Source organism: Aeromonas sp. QDB34, from assembly GCF_027705405.1.
Lineage (GTDB): Bacteria > Pseudomonadota > Gammaproteobacteria > Enterobacterales > Aeromonadaceae > Aeromonas > Aeromonas hydrophila.
Genome location: NZ_JAPDBT010000002.1, coordinates 334,152 through 352,115 on the forward strand (window position 1 = coordinate 334,152; position 17,964 = coordinate 352,115).

Below are 17,964 nucleotides of genomic sequence, written 5' to 3' on the forward strand. Positions count from 1 at the left end.
CTTGCGGCGGGGTGTGCTCGGGGGAGTGAGTCGGGCATGGATCTTCCCGGCTCTGCCATCCCGGTGTTTCCCTAGTCTGGAAACCCGGCGCCCTATGGACAACCGGACGGGACGGCCTCCCCCTCTGTGCGCCTGAACCATCGTGGGCGGTGCCCTTGATGGGTGGGGCCCTGCTCCTGCTGAGCGAGGGTTTGCCCCGGCGCGGTAACCCGCAAGTTACCCTTGTTTCCCTTCGCAGGTCTTAACCTGATCAGGTTCCACGGATCCCGAATTAACGGTCTCAGCTTAGCGTCGTTCGACGGTCAGCACTCCGACAAGATGGCGCCAGTATAAGTGGGGAAATGGAAAGTACAAGCCTTTAACAAGCCTGACCAGTACAAACAACAACCGGGCCAGAGGCCCGGTTCTATTGCCACAACACGCAGTCGTTATTGATTGGCAGCTGGTGTCACGCTCAGGCTGACATTGCTGAAGCCAAGCCCGGAGAGCTCTTGCGCATCGAGCGGGATCTCCAGCCTCAGGCCCTGGCCAGCGCCGTCCACGCTGCGGGTACGACGCACCTTGCTGTCTGCCGCGAGCGGCACCGGAGCACCGATCTCGATGTTGCCGGCAAACTGGCTCTCGGCACTGAAATCGCCGGTGATCCCCGCCCGCACCGGGCGCAGCACTCTGGCCAGGTTGTTCTGCATGGTAGACAGGCCGTTCTGCTGGATGGTCCAGTTCCAGTCCCACCACTTCACTTCACCCGGGATGTAGCGCTTGTCCCACTGGTAACGAATGCTGCTCGCCTTGTCCTTGTACGGCCCGATGACGAAGGTGTGGTTCCAGTTCGGGCGGTTGTCCGGATGGGTATACCAGGCATTGCCGCCCCAGCGCAGGAAGCCACTCAGCGTCAGGTCATAGCTGACATCGGCCTTGAATTCATAGGGATAGGAGATGTCAGCCTTGTAGAGCTCGATCTTCACCGGGATCTTGGAGCGGGCCGGCACCGTCGGCCGCACGGATTGCGACAGAGAGGTGGTGGTAGAGCCCCCGTTCTGGGACGCCCAGGACTGGTTGGCAGCAATCTCGATGGAGAGCTCGGTTTCCCCTACCAGTGGCCACTTGAACTTGTTCTTGGTGGTCACCTTCTCGCTCAGGCCATAGGTATTGGTCTTGGACCAGTTGGTGGCAGTATCGTAACGCAGGGTGACATCATAGCCGGATTGCGGGGTGTCGCTGTCGTTGATCGCCCAGCCCACCACCGTCTTGACCAGTTGGCGATCAGACTGGGTCACGTCACCATGTTTGAAGCTGTCAGGGTCCAGGTTGTACGCAAAATTGCTGACCTTGATGGCCGTCTTCTCGCCACAACGATACCCCTCGCAACCGCCGTCATTGTTGCCACGGATCACCCAGCCATCGCCATCACGGGTCACGTCCATGTCTTCACCGACATATTGGCTGTGATTGCCACCCACCCAGGCATAACCGAGATAATGCGCCAGATAGCTGGTTGGCTTAATGAAATTCGCACTGTCGTGTACCAGTCGCCACTGCACGTCCACCTCGTCACCGTCTGGAATATCCAGGGCTGACAAGGTTGGTATTTCTCCGGTGACAGGATTGACCGGGTAACACCAGGTATTGGACGCCGAGCCAGGTTTAATTTCACCATTATATCCCGGCCCCATTATTACCCAGCCGTTGGCCAGACCGCTTATTTGCCACTGCCCCATCATATTGATAATATTGCTTTTAACGCTCTGGGCTTCTTCTCGAGTAACAGGGCGATACTTGTCGCCACATACCTCCTGGCCCAGTGAAAACAGGCGCAGCTGGTCTGGATAGACGGGTTCTGCCGCGTGAGCCTGTGCCATCAGCAGGCCGGATATGATCAATGACAAGCCAGTTATTTTTAGTTTTTGCATAGCAACCCCAATATATTGAACATTGACATACATTCACCAGCGCTTATATATCAGCAGGTGACATGTGAGTACGACAATATCAGTCACATTGGCTTCAATATGCGATCCAGACCACATTTCAATGCATGTATAATATTAATAAAATAATAAATTGAGGGCTTTCAATATTAACGATAATAATATCAGAGCGTTCACTCTACTATTTCATTCGTCATTTATTCATCCCCATGAATATACGTAAAAATGATATTTCTAAATTAGCAATATCGATACAATGGTATTAGACGGAATGATCCTTATTCCAGTTCATCCTTCGGATTGGCGATCAGGACCCGGCCACCCGACCTGCTTCCTCACGCTTGAGTGCCAACTCGGTTACAGATCGGTGGGATTTGTCGGCAAACTGCTCTTGAGTGCAGATGATACGGAGAGGATCGAGATCTTCTGTGTCACCGGTCCCACCACTCTGGCCTGCCACCAATGTAACGGTTCAGGTTTTCCGGATTGGCGCTCTCAGCCCGGTGTCGCTAGACGGCTAGAGATGGCGCCTGCATGTAAGGCCCACTTTCCAGCCCAACCATGGATTTTTCACTACAATGGATGCAGTTCATTAACACAAGGATGATGTTTATGATGATGAAGCACGCATTTCTGTTAATCCTCATCTGCACCGGGCTATATGGTTGCAATGGTAGTGGTGGCAGCAGCAAAACACTGGCGGAACAGCTTGATTATGATCCAACGACACAAGTCATCGAAGATGATATTCATGCTTCCGTATTTATCTCCGCCTTGGATCTGACAGGCCTGGATACAAGTAAAATAAAAAACATCTCGTTTAATATAAAAACAAAAGAGGGTAATCATGCCAAGTCGGTCTCCGCAACCTATGACTGGAACTACCTGTCAAACAACAGTCTATATGACACGACAAGTAACAGGATACAAATTCCTGTATTTGGTCTTTATAGCAACTACCTCAATGAACTGACGATCAACATACAATTCACTGATAACAGTACTTACTCATTTAAGAAGACAATAGCAACGGCAGCCTATGTAGACAGCATAGGAATTTATGACGACGTAGGCATCAGCATCAAGCCGAGAGCAACACCGACCTATAGCTATTTTTATCTAAAAGGGTCAGAAAAATCTCCCATCATCATGGATATAGATGGTGAGGTTCGTTGGGATGCTGACATAAAAAGAGCTTCAGGATCATCTATTTTTTTGAACAATATCTTCCTGACTGGCAGTACAAAAAACAAAGCCGTCGATACATTATCCCTCTATGGAAAAATGGATTCATTTACTGTTGATGGAACGGCCATGGGTAGTGATGCCTATTTCCACCATAATATTGATCAAGGAAAAACAGGTGTGTTGATTGAGCTGGATGGCACGACCAGCGGAGCATTGAAAATAGAGTCATATTTAAGTGAAATAGATAGCAAGGGCAAAATAATCAAAGAATGGGATCTGGGGAAAATCTTTTCTGAGTACATGTTGCAAGAGGGAGACGACCCCAGCAACTTTGTCAGAGATGGCGTGGACTGGTTCCACATGAACGCGGCCACCTACGACCCGGCCGACGATACTCTGGTGATCTCAAGTCGGGAGAATTTTGTCGTCAAACTGGACTATGCCACCGGCAAACTGATCTGGTTGCTGGGGGACGAGACCAAACACTGGTACTCCTACCCTTCCCTGCAAAAGCTTGCGCTGTCACTCTCCTCCGGGCAGACTCCGATAGGGCAGCATGCCGTCTCCATGACCAAAGATGGCAAGCTGATGCTGTTTAACAATGGCCGCAGAAGTTTCAACAACCCTGCCGGGACACCGGCTGGCATAGACCTGGCCACCAGCCAGACGGCTATCTTTGCGATCGACAATCAGAATAAAACGGCTCAGGTAACCTGGAGTTTTGACGATGGAATTTACTCCGACATCTGTTCCAGCATTTACGAAGACAGGCTGGCAACTCAAGGGGATCTTCTTATCAACTATGCAGCTGCAGATAACAGATCCCGTGCCATCATTCAGGGAATAAACAAGGACAAGCAAAAACTCTTCGAGTTTACCTATCCAAGTACAAAGCCCTGTTATACCTCCTGGAACGCCATCCAGATCCCCCTCGAAAACATCCACTTTCAATAAACAGCAGAGCAGCGCCCCCGTGGCGCTGCTTTTTATTCATCTTCCGGATTGGCGATCAGGATCTCGGTCAGGCGGCCCTGCTCGTTACGACTGAGCACCAGCTTGCGGCCCGGTTGCAGATCGGCCGGGCTGCCATTCAGCCAGCGGGTATCGTCATCGAAGGCCAGCACGCCAAGCCCTTGTAGCCGCAGGGCGCGGCCCGTAACCGCCAGCAGCGAGGCTTCGGCCCGGCGCCACTGGCTGGTCGGCAAGAATCCGGCGAGGGCGTCGGCCATGCCGATCCGCTCGGCGACTCCGTCACGGCTGAGGATGGCCAGACGCATGCCGGGTCTGAGCTCATCACTGCCTGCCACCCCGCTCAGTGCGGCGTTGCCGAGTTCGAGTTCGGCGCCCTGAAACTGCAGGCGCAGGCCATCGTTGTGTTCCAGCTCCACCAGCCAGAGCTCGCCATCGGCGGCCAGAGCGCAGAGCGGCAGTGTCAGCAGCAGGAGGGAAGTACGTGTCATAACAAAAGGCCCATGGTCAAACCGTGCGAGGTTTAACTATGGACCCAGCTGTACCATTTTTCCGCCAGCACCACGCCGGCCTGGCTCAGTCATCCTCACGGCAGCGGCTCAGGCGCATGCCGTCAAACTTGCACTCCAGCTCCAGCCAGCGCCCTTCGAACGGGGCCAGGCTGTCGTCCGAGGTGACATAACCCCAGATCCGCCCCTGCTCCACCGGCCCTTCCAGATCCATCTCGTCATCCTCCTCCAGCTTCTCGACCTCCCGAATAAGCCGCAGCTCGCCCTCGACCACCCCTTCCAGGTCGACCCAGGTACCGCCGAGATCGTCCTCTCTCAGTCCGTCCTTGAAGCGGGTCTGTTCGTCGAGCACAAAGGGAATGCCGTTGACCATCAGCTGGCCCAGCTGCCAGGTGGTGCGGCCGGTCAATTTGAACTCCGCCGACTGCGCAGCGCCGAATGGCAGCAAGATCAGCAGCAGGAGAGTGCAGAGAGACTTCTTCATCGGGGATCCTCGGGGTTACACTGCCACACAGGATGCCTTATCCGGTGTGAGATGACCGTGAAATGCCGGTCAAGACCAGGAGATCAAAGCATGAAAATACTGGTGGTGGAAGACAATCCCCAGGTCGCGGAAACCATCATGGATTATCTGGAGCTGGCGGGCCACCGGCTGGACTGCGCCTACCACGGCCAAGCGGCCCTGCAGTTGCTGGCCGAGCAGCGCTTCGACGTCATCATCATGGACGTCATGATGCCGCGCCTCGACGGCCTCAGCACGGTGGCCCGCCTGCGGGAGCAGGGGATCCCGACTCCCGTGCTGTTTCTCACCGCCCGCGACAGCCTGGACGACAAGCTGGCGGGGTTCAAGGCCGGCGGTGACGACTATCTGGTCAAACCGTTCGCCATGGAGGAGCTGGAAGTGCGGCTGCAGGCGCTGGCCCTGCGCGGCCCGCGCAGCGATATGGGGGCGCTGTGCGTAGGCGAGCTGACCCTGGATCCCGCCAGCGGCCGCGCCACCCGGGCCGGGGTCGAACTCAAGCTCGGCAAGATCCCGTTCCAGATCCTCACCCTGCTGGCCCGCCGGGCCCCCGCCCTGGTCACTCGCCAGGAGGTGCTCGACACCGTCTGGGGCGACGAGGAACCCGACTCCGACGCCCTGCGCAGCCACATCTATGCCCTGCGCAACGCCCTCGACAAACCCTTCCCTACCCCCATGCTGGAAACCCTGCACGGCCAGGGCTATCGGCTGGTGACCCCATGATGGGCCGCCAGCGCTGCCTGGACCTGCCCGCAGGGAGGCCGTCATGAGCCTGCCCAGCCTGCGCCGTCGCCTGATCCTCACCCTGAGCGGCGCCGGCCTGCTGCTGCTGGTCATCATCAGCCTGCTGATGGTGGTGGCCGAGGACAAGATGGAGGAGCTCAGCCTGCGCCACTGGCTGGAGGCCGAGGTGACCCGCTACAGCGACGACTGGCTGCGGCTCGGCATGGCGGCCCCCGCCCCCAGCCCGCGCCAGTTTTCCAGCTACTGGACCGAGGCCGGCCGCCTGCCGGTCTGGCTCAAGCCCTACCAGAGCTCGGGCTTCTACGAACACGTGCTGGGGGATGAGGACAAGCATTTCCTGGTGCGGCCCCACCCGTCCGGTGAGGGGCTGCTCTACCTGGTCTTCAACGACGATGCCGATGACTACCTGGATCCTTACGAGGATCAGCTGCACCTGGCGACCCGGCTGATCGGGCTGGCCCTGCTGCTCGGCTGCATCGGCTTTGGCATCTGGCTGGTGCGCCACATCACCCGGCCGCTGCAGCGGCTGCAGCAGCGGGTCGCCCACCTCACCCCGGATCAGGCCGACTTCGTGCCCGATGCCCCCTGGCAGGAGCTCAGAGACATAGAGCTGGCGCTGCTGGCCGGCAAGCAGGAGGTGGCCGCCGTGTTTGCCCGCGAGCAGGAGTTCAGCCGCTTCGCCAGCCACGAGCTGCGTACCCCCAACATGGTGATCCAGGGCTCGGCCGCCCTGCTTGGCAAGGTGAGCGATCTGCCCGCACCCGCCGCCCGTGCCACCACCCGCATCCGCGCCGCCGCCGACGAGATGGCGCTGCTCACCGAGACCTTTCTGCTGCTGGGCCGCAAGGAGCCGGTGGAGCGCCCGCCCCAGCAGGTGGCGCCGCTCATTCGCCAGGAGCTGGCCCGCCTCGCCCCGCTGCTGCAGCGGGAGGAGCTGGATATCCGGTTGCAGCTGGACGATGAGAGCGAGGCGCTGGCCCCCCTCTCCCTGCTCGCCATTGCACTCGGCAACCTGCTGAAGAATGCCCTCAGCTACGCCGAGGGACACATCGACATCGAGCTGGCCGGCCCCGTGCTCACCATCAGCAACCCCACCGCCGCCGCGCCGGATCAGATCCTCGGCTACGGCTGCGGCCTCACCATCATCCAGCGCATCTGCGAGAAGCTGGGCTGGCAGATAGAGACCCGGCTGGAGGGCGGCATCTTCAGCGCCAGACTGGCGATGCGGGAGTAAAAACGACAAGGCGCCCGAGGGCGCCTTGTTCATTGTTTCAGCCACCAAAACCGGCCAAAAGGCCGGTCTTGCATTCAGGCCGCGCTCTTGCTGACAGACGCCACCTGTGGGCGACCCTGCAGACGATCCCAAAGGGCCGCCAGCAGCAGGGCACACAGCGAGGGCGGCAGCCAGGCCAGTCCCTGCTCGTTCAGGGGCAGGGCGAGGCTCCAGCCAGGCAGCAGGCCGGCCAGGGCCGAGGCCTTGAGCCCGTCGATCAGGCCGAACAGCAGGCTGATCAGCATGACAGGCCCCACCACCCGGGTGCCGTTGCCCCACCAGCGCAGGGTGAAGCTCAGCACCACCAGCACGATGCAGGGGGGATAGATGGCGGTCAGCACCGGCACCGAGAGCTGGATCAGGTGGCTCAGCCCCAGGTTCGAAACCAGCATAGAGAAGCCGCCCAGCAGCAACACCAGAGTGCGGTAGGAGAGCGGCAGGTACTGGGCGAAGAACTCGGCGCAGGCACAGGTCAGGCCGACGGCCGTCACCAGACAGGCGATGAAGATAAGCAGTGCCAGGAAGCCGCTGCCCATGTTGCCAAAGGTGTGCTGGACATAAGCGTGCAGGATCTCGGCGCCATTCTGGGCGTGGGGTACCAGTTCACCGCTCACCGAGCCCAAGCGGAACAGGCTGAGGTAAACCAGCGTCAGACCCATCCCGGCGATGAGGCCGGCCAGTACGGTGTAACGGGTCAGCAACTTGGCACTGCTCACCCCGCGCGAGCGGGCCGCATTGACGATGACGATGCCAAACACCATGGCTCCCAGCGTGTCCATGGTGAGGTAGCCATTGACGAAACCGTTGGAGAAAGGCTGATGCTGGTAGCTTTCGACGGCAGGGATGGCCGAACCGGCAGGCCACAGCAGAACGGCGAGACCCAGCGCCGCCAGCGCCAGGATCTTGATCGGCGCCAGCACGTGGCCCACGGTATCGAGCAGCCGGCCCGGATAGAGGGAGATGCCGATCACCAGGCTGAAATAGACCAGGCTGTAGATCAGCAGGGCCGAGCCATCGTCGCCAAACAGCGGCGCCAGCCCCACCTCGTATGAGACGGTCGCCGTACGCGGGGTGGCAAACAGCGGTCCCACGGCCAGATAGCAGACGGTGGCGAGCAGCAACCCGGCCTTGCGGCCGATGGGTGCACTCAGGGCATCCACACCGCCCCCAACCTTGGCCAGCGCCACCACGGTGAGCACCGGCAGGCCGACCGCCGTCAACAGGAAGCCGGCGGCGGCGCCCCACACCTGCTCGCCGGCCTGCAACCCCACCATGGGCGGGAAGATGATGTTGCCGGCACCGACGAAGAGCGCGAAGGTCATGAAGCCCAACGCGACTATGTCTCTGGATGTTAATTTTTGGTTATTCATGCTGCGTAATCTGCCTATGACAATGTCAAATCATGACGGAAGTCGGCACGAATGGTTTATTCGTGCAAAAAATCCGCAGATAGTTTTATTAAATTTTTATGTTTCGCGACCTGCGAAGGGCGACAAGTAGAGCGTTTGTGCCAACTGTAGGCAAGTGCGGCACGGCAATCCAGTCACTTCATCCAGAAAATAATTAAGCAATGGTGTTTGATATTGGTGTGGTGCAATTTTGCAACAGATGATAACGCCGCAACCAGCGTCATTTGTTACCTCTCTTGCCGTTCGCGGCATCCGCAGGTTCAAGTCCCCTACTGACCACCCGCCCAGCCGAGCGACGAGCCCAAAAGCAACAGGGCGCCCGAAGGCGCCCTGTGTGATGGAATGGCTGTATGCCCGGCGTCACTCCGCCGGCTTGTGCTTGCGGCTCGCCTTGAGCTCGAGAAACTCGATGATCTTGCCGGCCACATCCTTGCCGGAGGCCGCTTCCACCCCTTGCAGACCGGGGGAGGAGTTCACCTCCAGCACCAGCGGGCCGCGGGCACTGCGCAGGATATCCACCCCGGCCACGTCCAGCCCCATGATCTTGGCGGCCTGTACCGCGGTGGCCCGCTCTTCCGGGCTTATCTTGATCGCCTCGGCGGTGCCGCCCCGATGCAGGTTGGAGCGAAACTCTCCCGGCTGGGCCTGGCGGCGCATGGCGGCCACCACCTTGCCGTTGACCACCAGACAGCGGATGTCGGCGCCGTTGGCCTCGCGGATGTACTCCTGCACCAGGATGTTGTTGTTGGTCTGGATGAAGGCCTCGATCACGCTCTCGGCAGCCTTCTGGGTCTCGCACAGCACCACGCCGATACCCTGGGTTCCCTCCAGCAGCTTCACTACCAGCGGCGCGCCGCCCACCATGGTGATGAGGTCGGGCACGTCGTGGGTGCTGTGGGCATAGCCGGTCACCGGCAGGCCGATGCCATGGCGGGAGAGCAGCTGCATGGCCCGCAGCTTGTCGCGGGAGCGGGAGATGGCCACCGAGCTGTTGAGCGCCATGGTGTTCATCATCTCGAACTGGCGCAGCACGGCGGTGCCGTAGAAGGTGATGCTGGCCCCGATGCGCGGGATCACCGCATCATAGCTCTCCAGTTCCCGCCCTTCGTAGTGGATGGAGGGGTTGTGGGAGGCGATGTTCATGTAACAGCGCAGGGTGTCGAGCACCTCGACCTGATGACCGCGCGCCTGCGCCACCTCGACCAGACGGCGGGTGGAGTAGTTGTTGGGCTCACGGGATAAAATGGCGATCTTCATGACAATTCCGCTAGAAGGCAGTGCCTGGGCAGGATGGGGCGGGAGAGTATAAGGTGCCACAGCGGCAAGACAACGCCAATTGTTTCTCCTGACAACAAGACAAACCACACAGAAACCTGCGCTGCCATCCCGCTGTCACTAGCTTGTCAAACGGCGGCACTAGACTGGTCTGTCCCCCAGTACAGGATGCCGCCGTTGTTCATCCAGGATCAAGCGGGATTGACCCGGTTGCCACCCCTTTAATGCAGGTTCGGCCCCAGCCAGCGCTCGGCTTCGGCCAGGGTCATCCCCTTGCGCTGGGCATAATCTTCCACCTGATCCTGCTGGATCTGCGCCACCGCGAAGTACTTGCTGTCGGGGTGGGAGAAATACCAACCCGACACCGCCGCCCCCGGCCACATGGCGTAGGATTCGGTGAGCTTCATACCGATGGCCTGCTCCACCCCCAGCAGTTCCCAGATGCTGCCCTTCTCGGTGTGCTCCGGGCAGGCCGGGTAACCCGGTGCCGGGCGGATGCCGCGATAGTTCTCGCGGATCAGCTCTTCGTTGCTGAGCGATTCGTTGGGGGCATAGCCCCAGTGCACTTTGCGCACCTGCTCGTGCAAGTACTCGGCGAAGGCCTCGGCCAGGCGATCGCACACCGCCTGAATCAGGATGGCGTTGTAGTCGTCGTGCTCCGCCTTGTAGGCCTTGGCGATAGCCTCCTCGCCGATGCCGCCGGTCACCGCGAAGGCGCCGATCCAGTCGGGCTTGCCGCTCTCTTTCGGCGCCACATAGTCTGCCAGACAGTAGTTGGGGAAGCCCTGCTTCTCGCTCTGCTGGCGCAGATGATGCAACACCTTGCGTACCTCGCGGCGCGACTCGTCGGTGTAGACCTCGATGCTGTCGCCCACCGCGTTGGCGGGGAACAGGCCTATGATGCCAGCGCAGCGCACGCTCCGATCTTGCTCCAGCTGATCCAGCATGGCGTTGGCATCGGCGTAGAGGCGCGTGGCCTCCTCCCCCACCACCTCATCTTCCAGGATGCGGGGGAACTTACCCGCCAGCTCCCAGCTCAGGAAAAACGGCGTCCAGTCGATGTAGGGGCGCAGCACCGAGACCGGCACATCCTCGAAGGTCTGCACGCCGGGCTCCCGGGGCTTGGGTGGCTCATAGCCGACCCAGTCCAGCTGATGACGGTTGGCACGGGCGTGGGCCAGACTGACCGGCTTGGAACGCGGCTGCTTGCGGGCGTGCTGCTCGCGGGCAATCTCGTACTCCTTGTCGATGCGGGCCACGAAGGCGGGCTTGAGCTCAGGGCTCAGCAGACTCTGGGCCACCCCCACCGCGCGCGACGCGTTGGAGACATAGACCACCGGCTCGGAGTAGTTCTGCTCGATCTTCACCGCGGTGTGGGCCTTGGAGGTGGTGGCGCCACCGATGAGCAGCGGCAGCTTGAAGCCTTGGCGCTCCATCTCTTTCGCCACGTGCACCATCTCGTCCAGCGACGGGGTGATCAGGCCCGACAGGCCGATGATGTCGGCATTGACCTCCCGCGCCGTCTTGAGGATCGTCTCGCAAGAGACCATCACCCCGAGATCGACGATCTCGTAGTTGTTGCACTGCAGCACCACCCCGACGATGTTCTTGCCGATGTCGTGCACGTCCCCCTTCACGGTGGCCATCACGATTTTGCCGTTGCTGGAACCGCCGGACTTCTCCGCCTCGATATAGGGCTGCAGGTAGGCGACCGCCCGCTTCATCACCCGCGCCGACTTGACCACCTGAGGCAGGAACATCTTGCCGGCGCCGAACAGATCGCCCACCACGTTCATGCCGTCCATCAGCGGCCCCTCGATCACGTGCAGCGGCTTCTCGGCCTGGCTGCGCGCCTCCTCGGTATCCTCCTCGATGAAATCGGTGATCCCCTTGACCAGCGCGTGCTCCAGTCGCTTGCCCACCGGCCAGCTACGCCACGCCTGATCCCGCGGATCCTCCGCCTGGGCACCGCCACCGCGATAGCGCTCGGCGATGGCCAACAGCGCCTCGGTGGCGTCCGGATTGAGGTTCAGCACCACCGCCTCGACCTTTTCTTTCAGCTCGGCGGGAATGTCTTCGTAGATGGCCAGCTGACCGGCGTTGACGATCCCCATGTCCATCCCGTTCTGGATGGCGTGATAGAGGAACACCGCGTGGATCGCCTCGCGCACCGGCTCGTTGCCACGAAACGAAAACGAGACGTTGGAGACACCGCCGGAGATCATGGCGTGGGGCAGGTTCTGCTTGATGTCCTTCACCGCGTCGATGAAGTCCACCGCGTAGTTGTTGTGCTCATCGATGCCGGTCGCCACCGCGAAGATATTGGGGTCGAAGATGATGTCTTCCGGCTGGAAGCCCACCCGGTCCACCAGAATGCGGTAGGCGCGCTGGCAGATCTCGAACTTGCGGGCGCGGGTATCGGCCTGGCCCACCTCGTCGAACGCCATCACGATGACGGCGGCGCCGTAGCGGCGCAGCAATCTGGCCTGCTGGATAAATTTCTCCTCCCCCTCCTTCATGGAGATGGAGTTGACTACCGGCTTACCCTGCACGCACTTGAGGCCGGCCTCCAGCACCTCCCACTTGGAAGAGTCGATCATCACCGGCACCCGGGCGATATCCGGCTCGCCGGCAATCAGGTTCAGGAAGCGCACCATGGCCGCCTCGGCGTCCAGCATCCCCTCGTCCATGTTGATGTCGATGATCTGGGCGCCGCTCTCCACCTGCTGCTTGGCAACGTCGAGGGCCTCGTCGTAGAGCCCCTCCTTGATCAGCCGCTTGAACTTGGCCGAACCGGTGACGTTGGTGCGCTCCCCCACGTTCACGAACATGGATTCGGGGGTGATGATGAGGGGCTCCAGGCCCGACAGCCGGCAGGCTACCGGCAGCTCGGGCAGGGCCCGCGGCTTGATGCCCGCCACCGCGTCCGCCATGGCGCGAATATGGGTCGGGGTGGTGCCGCAGCAGCCGCCCACCAGGTTGAGAAAGCCGCTCGCAGCCCACTCGCGGATATGCTCGGCCATCTCGACGGCATCGAGGTCGTACTCGCCGAACGCATTGGGCAGGCCCGCATTGGGGTGGGCGCTGACATGGGTCTCGCTGATGCGCGACAGCTCCTCCACGTACTGGCGCAGCTCATCCGGGCCCAGCGCACAATTGAGACCGAACGAGACCGGTTTGACGTGGCGCAGCGAGTGGTAGAAGGCTTCGGTGGTCTGGCCCGAGAGGGTACGGCCCGAGGCATCCGTGATGGTGCCGGAGATCATCACCGGCAGGCTGTAGCCCAGCGCCTCGAACACCCCTTCCACCGCGAAGGCGGCGGCCTTGGCGTTGAGGGTATCGAAGATGGTCTCGATCAGAATGATGTCGGCACCGCCCTCGATCAGGGCGTGGGTCGATTCGGTATAAGCAGCCACCAGCTGGTCATAGGTGACATTGCGCTTGCCGGGATCGTTCACATCCGGCGAGATGGAGGCGGTGCGGTTGGTCGGGCCCAAGACCCCTGCCACGAAGCGCGGCTTGTGGGGCTCTTTCGCCGTCCACTCGTCTGCCACCGCGCGCGCCAGCCGGGCAGCCTCGCGGTTGATCTCGGCCGAGAACTCTTCCATCTCGTAGTCGGCCATGGCGATGCGGGTGGCGTTGAAGGTATTGGTCTCGAGGATGTCGGCGCCGGCGGCGCAGTACTGCTCGTGGATCTCGCGAATCACGGCGGGACGGGTCAGCACCAGCAGGTCATTGTTGCCCTTGATGTCGGTGTGCCAGTCGGCGAAGCGCGCGCCGCGATAATCGGCCTCACCGAGCTTGTAGCCCTGGATCATGGTGCCCATGGCGCCATCGATGATCAGGATCCGCTCCTTGAGACAGGCTTCCAGTTTGTTTGTCACATCCGACTTTTTGTTCGACACCGCTCGTTCCTCTTACATCCATGCAACTGCGTAAACAGCATCCTAACAGCAAACAAATCAAATGGAAATCTAGCCGTCTATCTGTCTATATCAGCGACCTATATACTCATAAATGGGTAATGAGTAACATGTGACCCAAGAGTACCCTATGCCCGTCCTCAATCCGGACACGTGCTTGCTGTTTACTAAAGAGAAAAATAACTATGAGCGTCTACTACACACTCTGCTTCCTGGCAGCGTTGGCGATCTTTATCGCCTTTGCCAATCAGTATGTTGTGAAGATCCAGACCACCATCGCCATCACCGCGGGCTCCATGCTGATCTCCGCGCTGCTGGTGCTGTTCGGTAAGCTGGGCTGGTTCAATCTGGAACCCCTGGCCGTCAAGACCATGGAGAGCATCGACTTCCAGAATTTCCTGCTGAAGGGGATCCTGGGCTTCCTGCTGTTCGCCGGCGGTCTCGGGATCAATCTGAAAGCCCTGCGCAGCCAGAAGTGGGAGATCACCATTCTCTCCATCGTGGCGACCCTGCTCTCCACCTTCATGGTCGGCTACGGCTTCTGGTTCATCGCCAAGCTGCTGGGCTGGGAGCTGCCGCTGGTCTATTGCATGCTGTTCGGTGCCCTGATCTCCCCCACCGACCCCATCGCCGTACTGGCCATCGTCAAGAAGATGAAGGCGCCGCCCCAGATCGCCATCCAGATCGAAGGGGAGTCGCTGTTCAACGACGGTGTCGGTCTGGTGATCTTCGCCACCGTGTTCGCCGTGGCGTTCGGCGGCGTCGAGCCCACCTTCGGCAGCGTGGCCGGCCTGTTCCTGCATGAGGCCCTCGGCGGCATCCTGTTCGGCGCCGTGCTGGGCCTCATCGCCCACGTGATGATCAGCGCCACCGACGATGGTTCGCTGGAGCTGCTGTTGACCCTCTGCATCCCCACCGCCGGCTTCGCCTTCGCCAACATGATCGGCGTCTCTGGCGCCCTGGCCATGGTGGTGACCGGCATCATGATCGGCAACTGGACCCGTCATTCCGGCTTCTCCGAGCAGAGCAGCCATCACCTGGATCACTTCTGGGAGTTGATGGACCAGTTCCTCAACGCCCTGCTGTTCCTGCTGATCGGTCTGGCGCTGGTGCTGCTGGATCTGGCCTGGCGTGACTGGATCCTGCTGGTCATCGCGGTGCCGCTCTGCCTCGCCTCCCGCTTCATCAGCGTGTCGCTGCCCTACATGGCTTTCCGCCGCTATCGCAGCTACAACAAGTTCTCGGTGCGGATCCTCACCTGGGGCGGCCTGCGCGGCGGTCTGGCCATGGCCATGGCGCTGGCGCTCCCCTCCGGCGTCATGATGCTGCCGGAACACGGCGTCGACCTGCGGGAAGTGATCCTGGTGATGACCTACTCGGTGGTGATGTTCTCCATCGTGGTACAAGGCATGACCATTACCCCGATGATCACCGCCGCCAAGAAGGCCAGCGGCCACTACTGAGTCGCCAGCTGACGTCACTTGATGATGAAAAAAGGGCTCCCTCGGGAGCCCTTTTTGTGGCCGACAGACGACCCTCAAGGAAAAACTGCAAATAATTGTTTGCTTTTTACGCATGTCGAGGAGAGAATGCGCGCCGGCTAGTTAATCAGCCCTGATTATGTTTACCCTGAAATGCTTCACCTCACGATGAATCCTGCCAGTACCCGCATAACCTTCTTCTGATTTACTCGCCTTGAGAACCGTTCAGGCTGTCTGCCTGCGTTGCCCGGCTCTCACGGTGCAGACCCGATCTGCCCACTCCCAAGTAGCATCATGCATCCGCGTGGTCCTTGGCGCATTCCTTGAAAGTGCAGACGCCCCTGAACCGGGCTGGGTATTCCTGCGCGCTCGTCCGCAATCGTGCTGACCGCGCCCATTGACCTGACATTTGCCAATACAAGGAGCAAACACCTAATTGATATAGAGAAATACCATGATGAAAGCAGTACAAACACACAAACCCCTGCGTCGCAGCAAACCCATCAACCTGCCCGTGCAAGAGCACGATGACGACGGGTTCCTGATCCAGTTCAGCACCCGCTTCAGCGGCGGTTTTGCCATCTCCTGTGACGGCATCGCTGGCGAGTTCTCCATCGAAGACCTCAACTGATCCTGCCTGCCCAACGGCAGCGCCCGATGCAGACAGGCCGCAACTCACGGCGGCCTCTTTGTCTCACTCCCGCAAATTTTCCCTGCATCACCTCGCCAGCATCCGCACTCTTGGTCGGTACTCTCAGACCCGGCAGGCCTGCGCACCTTGCGCCTCCAGCAGCAGACACTCATCCGCATCCTCGGCCAGCTTGACCAGCCTGCTCTGCACCAGCCCCAGCTTGGCCAGCAGCGCCACCGAACGCTCGTTGCCCGGGGTGACGATGGCGACGACCCGCTGGATGCCGAGCCGCTCCCGACCATCCTGCAGCGCCGCCTGCGCCGCTTCGATGCCATAACCCTGACCGCGATAGGCGGGCAGGAAAGCGTAGCCGATGTCTTCACAAGGCAGGGTATCGCGCTTGATCAAGCCGCAGATGCCGAGCTTGGCGCCGTCGCTGCGCCGGGCCACCAGATAGAGGCCGTGACCGTGGCGGGCATAGCTGACCGCCGGCCCCTGCTGGATGTAGTTTTCGGCATCCTGCAGAGTGCGGATGCCCCGATCGCCGATGTAGCGGTGAAAGTCGGGGTCGTTGAGCAATTCGACAATGAAGGGGGCATCGGCAACGGTCAGTTCGCGCAGTTCCAGGCGCTCGGAGAGGATCATGACAAGGGCTCGCATAGAAGAGACAGGCCCCAAGACTGCCCCCGCCACCGGCTATTGGCAAGGCCGTCACCATGAAAAAGGGCCGCAGCGCGGCCCCGGTCAATGAAATCAGCCGTGTCAGGCCGCCAGCAGCCCGGCGTAACCATTGCCCTGCTCGCGCAGCGCCACGAACACCGCCGCGCAGTCGGGCCAGGAGAGACCGAGCCGTTCGGCCACCTGGGCGGGCCACTCGGGCGGTGCCTCATCCCCCACGCCAGACTGCGCCGCCAGGGCGATGGCCAGATGGATGAGGGCAGCCTCGACAGAGAACTCCTTGGCCAGCAAGGGGTTGTAGTGATACTCCACCGCATGGCAGATGCTCAACGGGAATTGCCAGCGCTTGGCCATCTCGGCCCCGGTCTGGGCATAGTTGAAGCCGACCACCAGCTCCTCGGCCTTAGCGCGCCCCTTGCTGGGCTCCAGATCCTTGATGTGGTTCACCATGTTCTCCGGCAGCCCCACGTGCATGATGAGCCGCCCCATGTCGTAGAGCAGGGCGCAGGTGAACACCTCCTCCCCCTTCATGCCCTTGAGCTTGGCCAACCGTCTGGCCAGTTCGGCCACGTCGAATACCTTGCCCCAGAAATGTTTGAGATCGATGCCGGGCACCGCATTGATGGAGCCGGTCAGGCCGCAGGCGAGCACCATGTTGCGCACCACGTCGACCCCGAGCCGTACCACGGCCTCGTTGACGGTGGCGACCTGGCGACTGCCGCCAAACTTGGCGGAGTTGGCCAGCCGCAGCAGCTTGGCGGAGATCACCGGATCCTTGTTGATCTTCTTGGCAATCAGCAGGATATCCGGCTCTTTCTCGTTGAAGGTCTGCACCAGTTCGCGCATGACTTCCGGCACGTTGGGCAGGTTCTGGGGCTTGGATAACAGCGAGTCTATGGTGGGCATATTGATATCCGTCCATGCGATTTTATGATGGTTGTTGTTTGCCGACAGCAAACCCACATTAATTATGGGTAACAAAAACCGCCCCTACCGAAATGTTTTTATCGAAATATTTCAATGTGTTAATAGCTATCTCGCTATACTGGCATCCTTTATGACATGACGAGGCACAGCACATGAGCGAACCCACCGAGTTCTTCGACGAACAAACCCTGCTGGAGATGGTCGACAACCAGCTGAGCGACGGCCACCCGCTGCAGGTCAAGGCGACCCTGATGCGGTTGGTGATGAAGGGCACCCCCCGTGAAGAGGCCCTGCAATACATCGCCTGTGCCCTGGGGGCCGAGCTGATGGCGATGGAAGCGGATCAGGGACCCTTCAACCTCGAGCGTTACGGCCAGTTTCTGGACTCCCTACCCGAGATGCCCTGGGCCGAATAAACGCCCACTCCCGCCGCCGGCGACCCGGTCGCCGGCCTGCCCCCGTTAGGCAAGCCACCCCGCCAGCCATTATCATTACTGCCACCGGACAGC

Annotated in this window: 14 protein-coding genes and 1 riboswitch; of the genes, 6 read left to right on the forward strand and 8 right to left on the reverse strand. The window is 60.4% G+C overall.

Annotated features, from left to right (window positions below; translation table 11 throughout):
- Positions 1–209 precede the first annotated feature (209 nt).
- Positions 210–323: riboswitch (TPP riboswitch) on the reverse strand.
- 105 nt (positions 324–428) lie between these two features.
- Positions 429–1,910 (reverse strand): beta-barrel pore-forming toxin aerolysin, encoded by a 1,482-nt coding sequence (gene aerA / locus OKC29_RS05430; protein ID WP_073348723.1) that lies wholly within the window; start codon positions 1,908–1,910, stop codon positions 429–431.
- A 630-nt stretch (positions 1,911–2,540) separates the two neighbouring features.
- Between aerA and OKC29_RS05435 the strand changes: the two genes are divergently transcribed.
- A complete protein-coding gene (locus tag OKC29_RS05435) occupies positions 2,541–4,070 on the forward strand; it encodes an aryl-sulfate sulfotransferase (RefSeq protein ID WP_162275579.1) in 1,530 nt (509 codons plus the stop codon).
- A 32-nt stretch (positions 4,071–4,102) separates the two neighbouring features.
- On the opposite strand, the gene OKC29_RS05440 is transcribed toward OKC29_RS05435, so the two are convergent.
- Together OKC29_RS05440 and OKC29_RS05445 are read right to left on the reverse strand one after the other, a co-directional pair.
- Positions 4,103–4,576, reverse strand: a complete 474-nt coding sequence (locus tag OKC29_RS05440) for a hypothetical protein (protein ID WP_073348722.1) — start codon at positions 4,574–4,576, stop codon at positions 4,103–4,105.
- Positions 4,577–4,661: 85 nt separating this feature from the next.
- Positions 4,662–5,078 carry a hypothetical protein gene (locus OKC29_RS05445; protein ID WP_010635345.1) on the reverse strand — a complete coding sequence of 139 codons (417 nt, stop codon included), beginning with the start codon at positions 5,076–5,078 and terminating at the stop codon, positions 4,662–4,664.
- A 90-nt stretch (positions 5,079–5,168) separates the two neighbouring features.
- On the opposite strand from OKC29_RS05445, the gene OKC29_RS05450 reads away from it, so the two are divergent.
- Together OKC29_RS05450 and OKC29_RS05455 are read left to right on the forward strand one after the other, a co-directional pair.
- Positions 5,169–5,837: a response regulator transcription factor gene (locus tag OKC29_RS05450; RefSeq protein ID WP_016349215.1), complete on the forward strand. Its 669-nt coding sequence runs from the start codon at positions 5,169–5,171 to the stop codon at positions 5,835–5,837.
- A gap of 43 nt (positions 5,838–5,880) precedes the next feature.
- Positions 5,881–7,092, forward strand: a complete 1,212-nt coding sequence (locus tag OKC29_RS05455) for a sensor histidine kinase (RefSeq protein WP_073348721.1) — start codon at positions 5,881–5,883, stop codon at positions 7,090–7,092.
- Positions 7,093–7,166: 74 nt separating this feature from the next.
- Here OKC29_RS05455 and brnQ read toward each other — a convergent pair whose 3' ends face one another.
- The 3 genes from brnQ to metH form a co-directional block, all read right to left on the reverse strand.
- Positions 7,167–8,501, reverse strand: a complete 1,335-nt coding sequence (gene brnQ, locus OKC29_RS05460; protein WP_073348720.1) for a branched-chain amino acid transport system II carrier protein — start codon at positions 8,499–8,501, stop codon at positions 7,167–7,169.
- Positions 8,502–8,900: 399 nt separating this feature from the next.
- A complete protein-coding gene (rimK, locus tag OKC29_RS05465; RefSeq protein WP_016349212.1) occupies positions 8,901–9,797 on the reverse strand; it encodes a 30S ribosomal protein S6--L-glutamate ligase in 897 nt (298 codons plus the stop codon).
- Positions 9,798–10,036: 239 nt separating this feature from the next.
- Entirely contained in the window at positions 10,037–13,720 is a 3,684-nt protein-coding gene (metH, locus tag OKC29_RS05470) for a methionine synthase (protein ID WP_073348719.1), read from the reverse strand.
- A gap of 203 nt (positions 13,721–13,923) precedes the next feature.
- On the opposite strand from metH, the gene OKC29_RS05475 reads away from it, so the two are divergent.
- Both OKC29_RS05475 and OKC29_RS05480 read left to right on the forward strand, forming a co-directional pair.
- Positions 13,924–15,201, forward strand: coding sequence for a cation:proton antiporter (locus OKC29_RS05475; RefSeq protein ID WP_024945658.1), 1,278 nt, complete (start codon positions 13,924–13,926; stop codon positions 15,199–15,201).
- 472 nt (positions 15,202–15,673) lie between these two features.
- Positions 15,674–15,850: a hypothetical protein gene (locus tag OKC29_RS05480; protein WP_017408838.1), complete on the forward strand. Its 177-nt coding sequence runs from the start codon at positions 15,674–15,676 to the stop codon at positions 15,848–15,850.
- A gap of 123 nt (positions 15,851–15,973) precedes the next feature.
- Here the strand turns inward: OKC29_RS05480 and OKC29_RS05485 are convergent, their stop codons facing one another.
- On the reverse strand, positions 15,974–16,495 hold the full coding sequence (locus OKC29_RS05485) for a GNAT family N-acetyltransferase (protein WP_073348718.1): 522 nt from the start codon (positions 16,493–16,495) through the stop codon (positions 15,974–15,976).
- 117 nt (positions 16,496–16,612) lie between these two features.
- Entirely contained in the window at positions 16,613–17,434 is an 822-nt protein-coding gene (locus tag OKC29_RS05490; RefSeq protein WP_162275578.1) for an HDOD domain-containing protein, read from the reverse strand.
- A 173-nt stretch (positions 17,435–17,607) separates the two neighbouring features.
- On the opposite strand from OKC29_RS05490, the gene OKC29_RS05495 reads away from it, so the two are divergent.
- A complete protein-coding gene (locus tag OKC29_RS05495; RefSeq protein WP_005308154.1) occupies positions 17,608–17,871 on the forward strand; it encodes a hypothetical protein in 264 nt (87 codons plus the stop codon).
- The last annotated feature ends 93 nt before the right edge of the window (positions 17,872–17,964 follow it).

Coding starts and splice junctions, on each gene's coding strand:
- aerA (WP_073348723.1), bottom strand. CDS start 1,910: ATGCAAAAACTAAAAATAACTGGCTTGTCATTGATCATATCCGGCCTG.
- OKC29_RS05435 (WP_162275579.1), top strand. CDS start 2,541: ATGATGATGAAGCACGCATTTCTGTTAATCCTCATCTGCACCGGGCTA.
- OKC29_RS05440 (WP_073348722.1), bottom strand. CDS start 4,576: ATGACACGTACTTCCCTCCTGCTGCTGACACTGCCGCTCTGCGCTCTG.
- OKC29_RS05445 (WP_010635345.1), bottom strand. CDS start 5,078: ATGAAGAAGTCTCTCTGCACTCTCCTGCTGCTGATCTTGCTGCCATTC.
- OKC29_RS05450 (WP_016349215.1), top strand. CDS start 5,169: ATGAAAATACTGGTGGTGGAAGACAATCCCCAGGTCGCGGAAACCATC.
- OKC29_RS05455 (WP_073348721.1), top strand. CDS start 5,881: ATGAGCCTGCCCAGCCTGCGCCGTCGCCTGATCCTCACCCTGAGCGGC.
- brnQ (WP_073348720.1), bottom strand. CDS start 8,501: ATGAATAACCAAAAATTAACATCCAGAGACATAGTCGCGTTGGGCTTC.
- rimK (WP_016349212.1), bottom strand. CDS start 9,797: ATGAAGATCGCCATTTTATCCCGTGAGCCCAACAACTACTCCACCCGC.
- OKC29_RS05475 (WP_024945658.1), top strand. CDS start 13,924: ATGAGCGTCTACTACACACTCTGCTTCCTGGCAGCGTTGGCGATCTTT.
- OKC29_RS05480 (WP_017408838.1), top strand. CDS start 15,674: ATGATGAAAGCAGTACAAACACACAAACCCCTGCGTCGCAGCAAACCC.
- OKC29_RS05485 (WP_073348718.1), bottom strand. CDS start 16,495: ATGATCCTCTCCGAGCGCCTGGAACTGCGCGAACTGACCGTTGCCGAT.
- OKC29_RS05490 (WP_162275578.1), bottom strand. CDS start 17,434: ATGCCCACCATAGACTCGCTGTTATCCAAGCCCCAGAACCTGCCCAAC.
- OKC29_RS05495 (WP_005308154.1), top strand. CDS start 17,608: ATGAGCGAACCCACCGAGTTCTTCGACGAACAAACCCTGCTGGAGATG.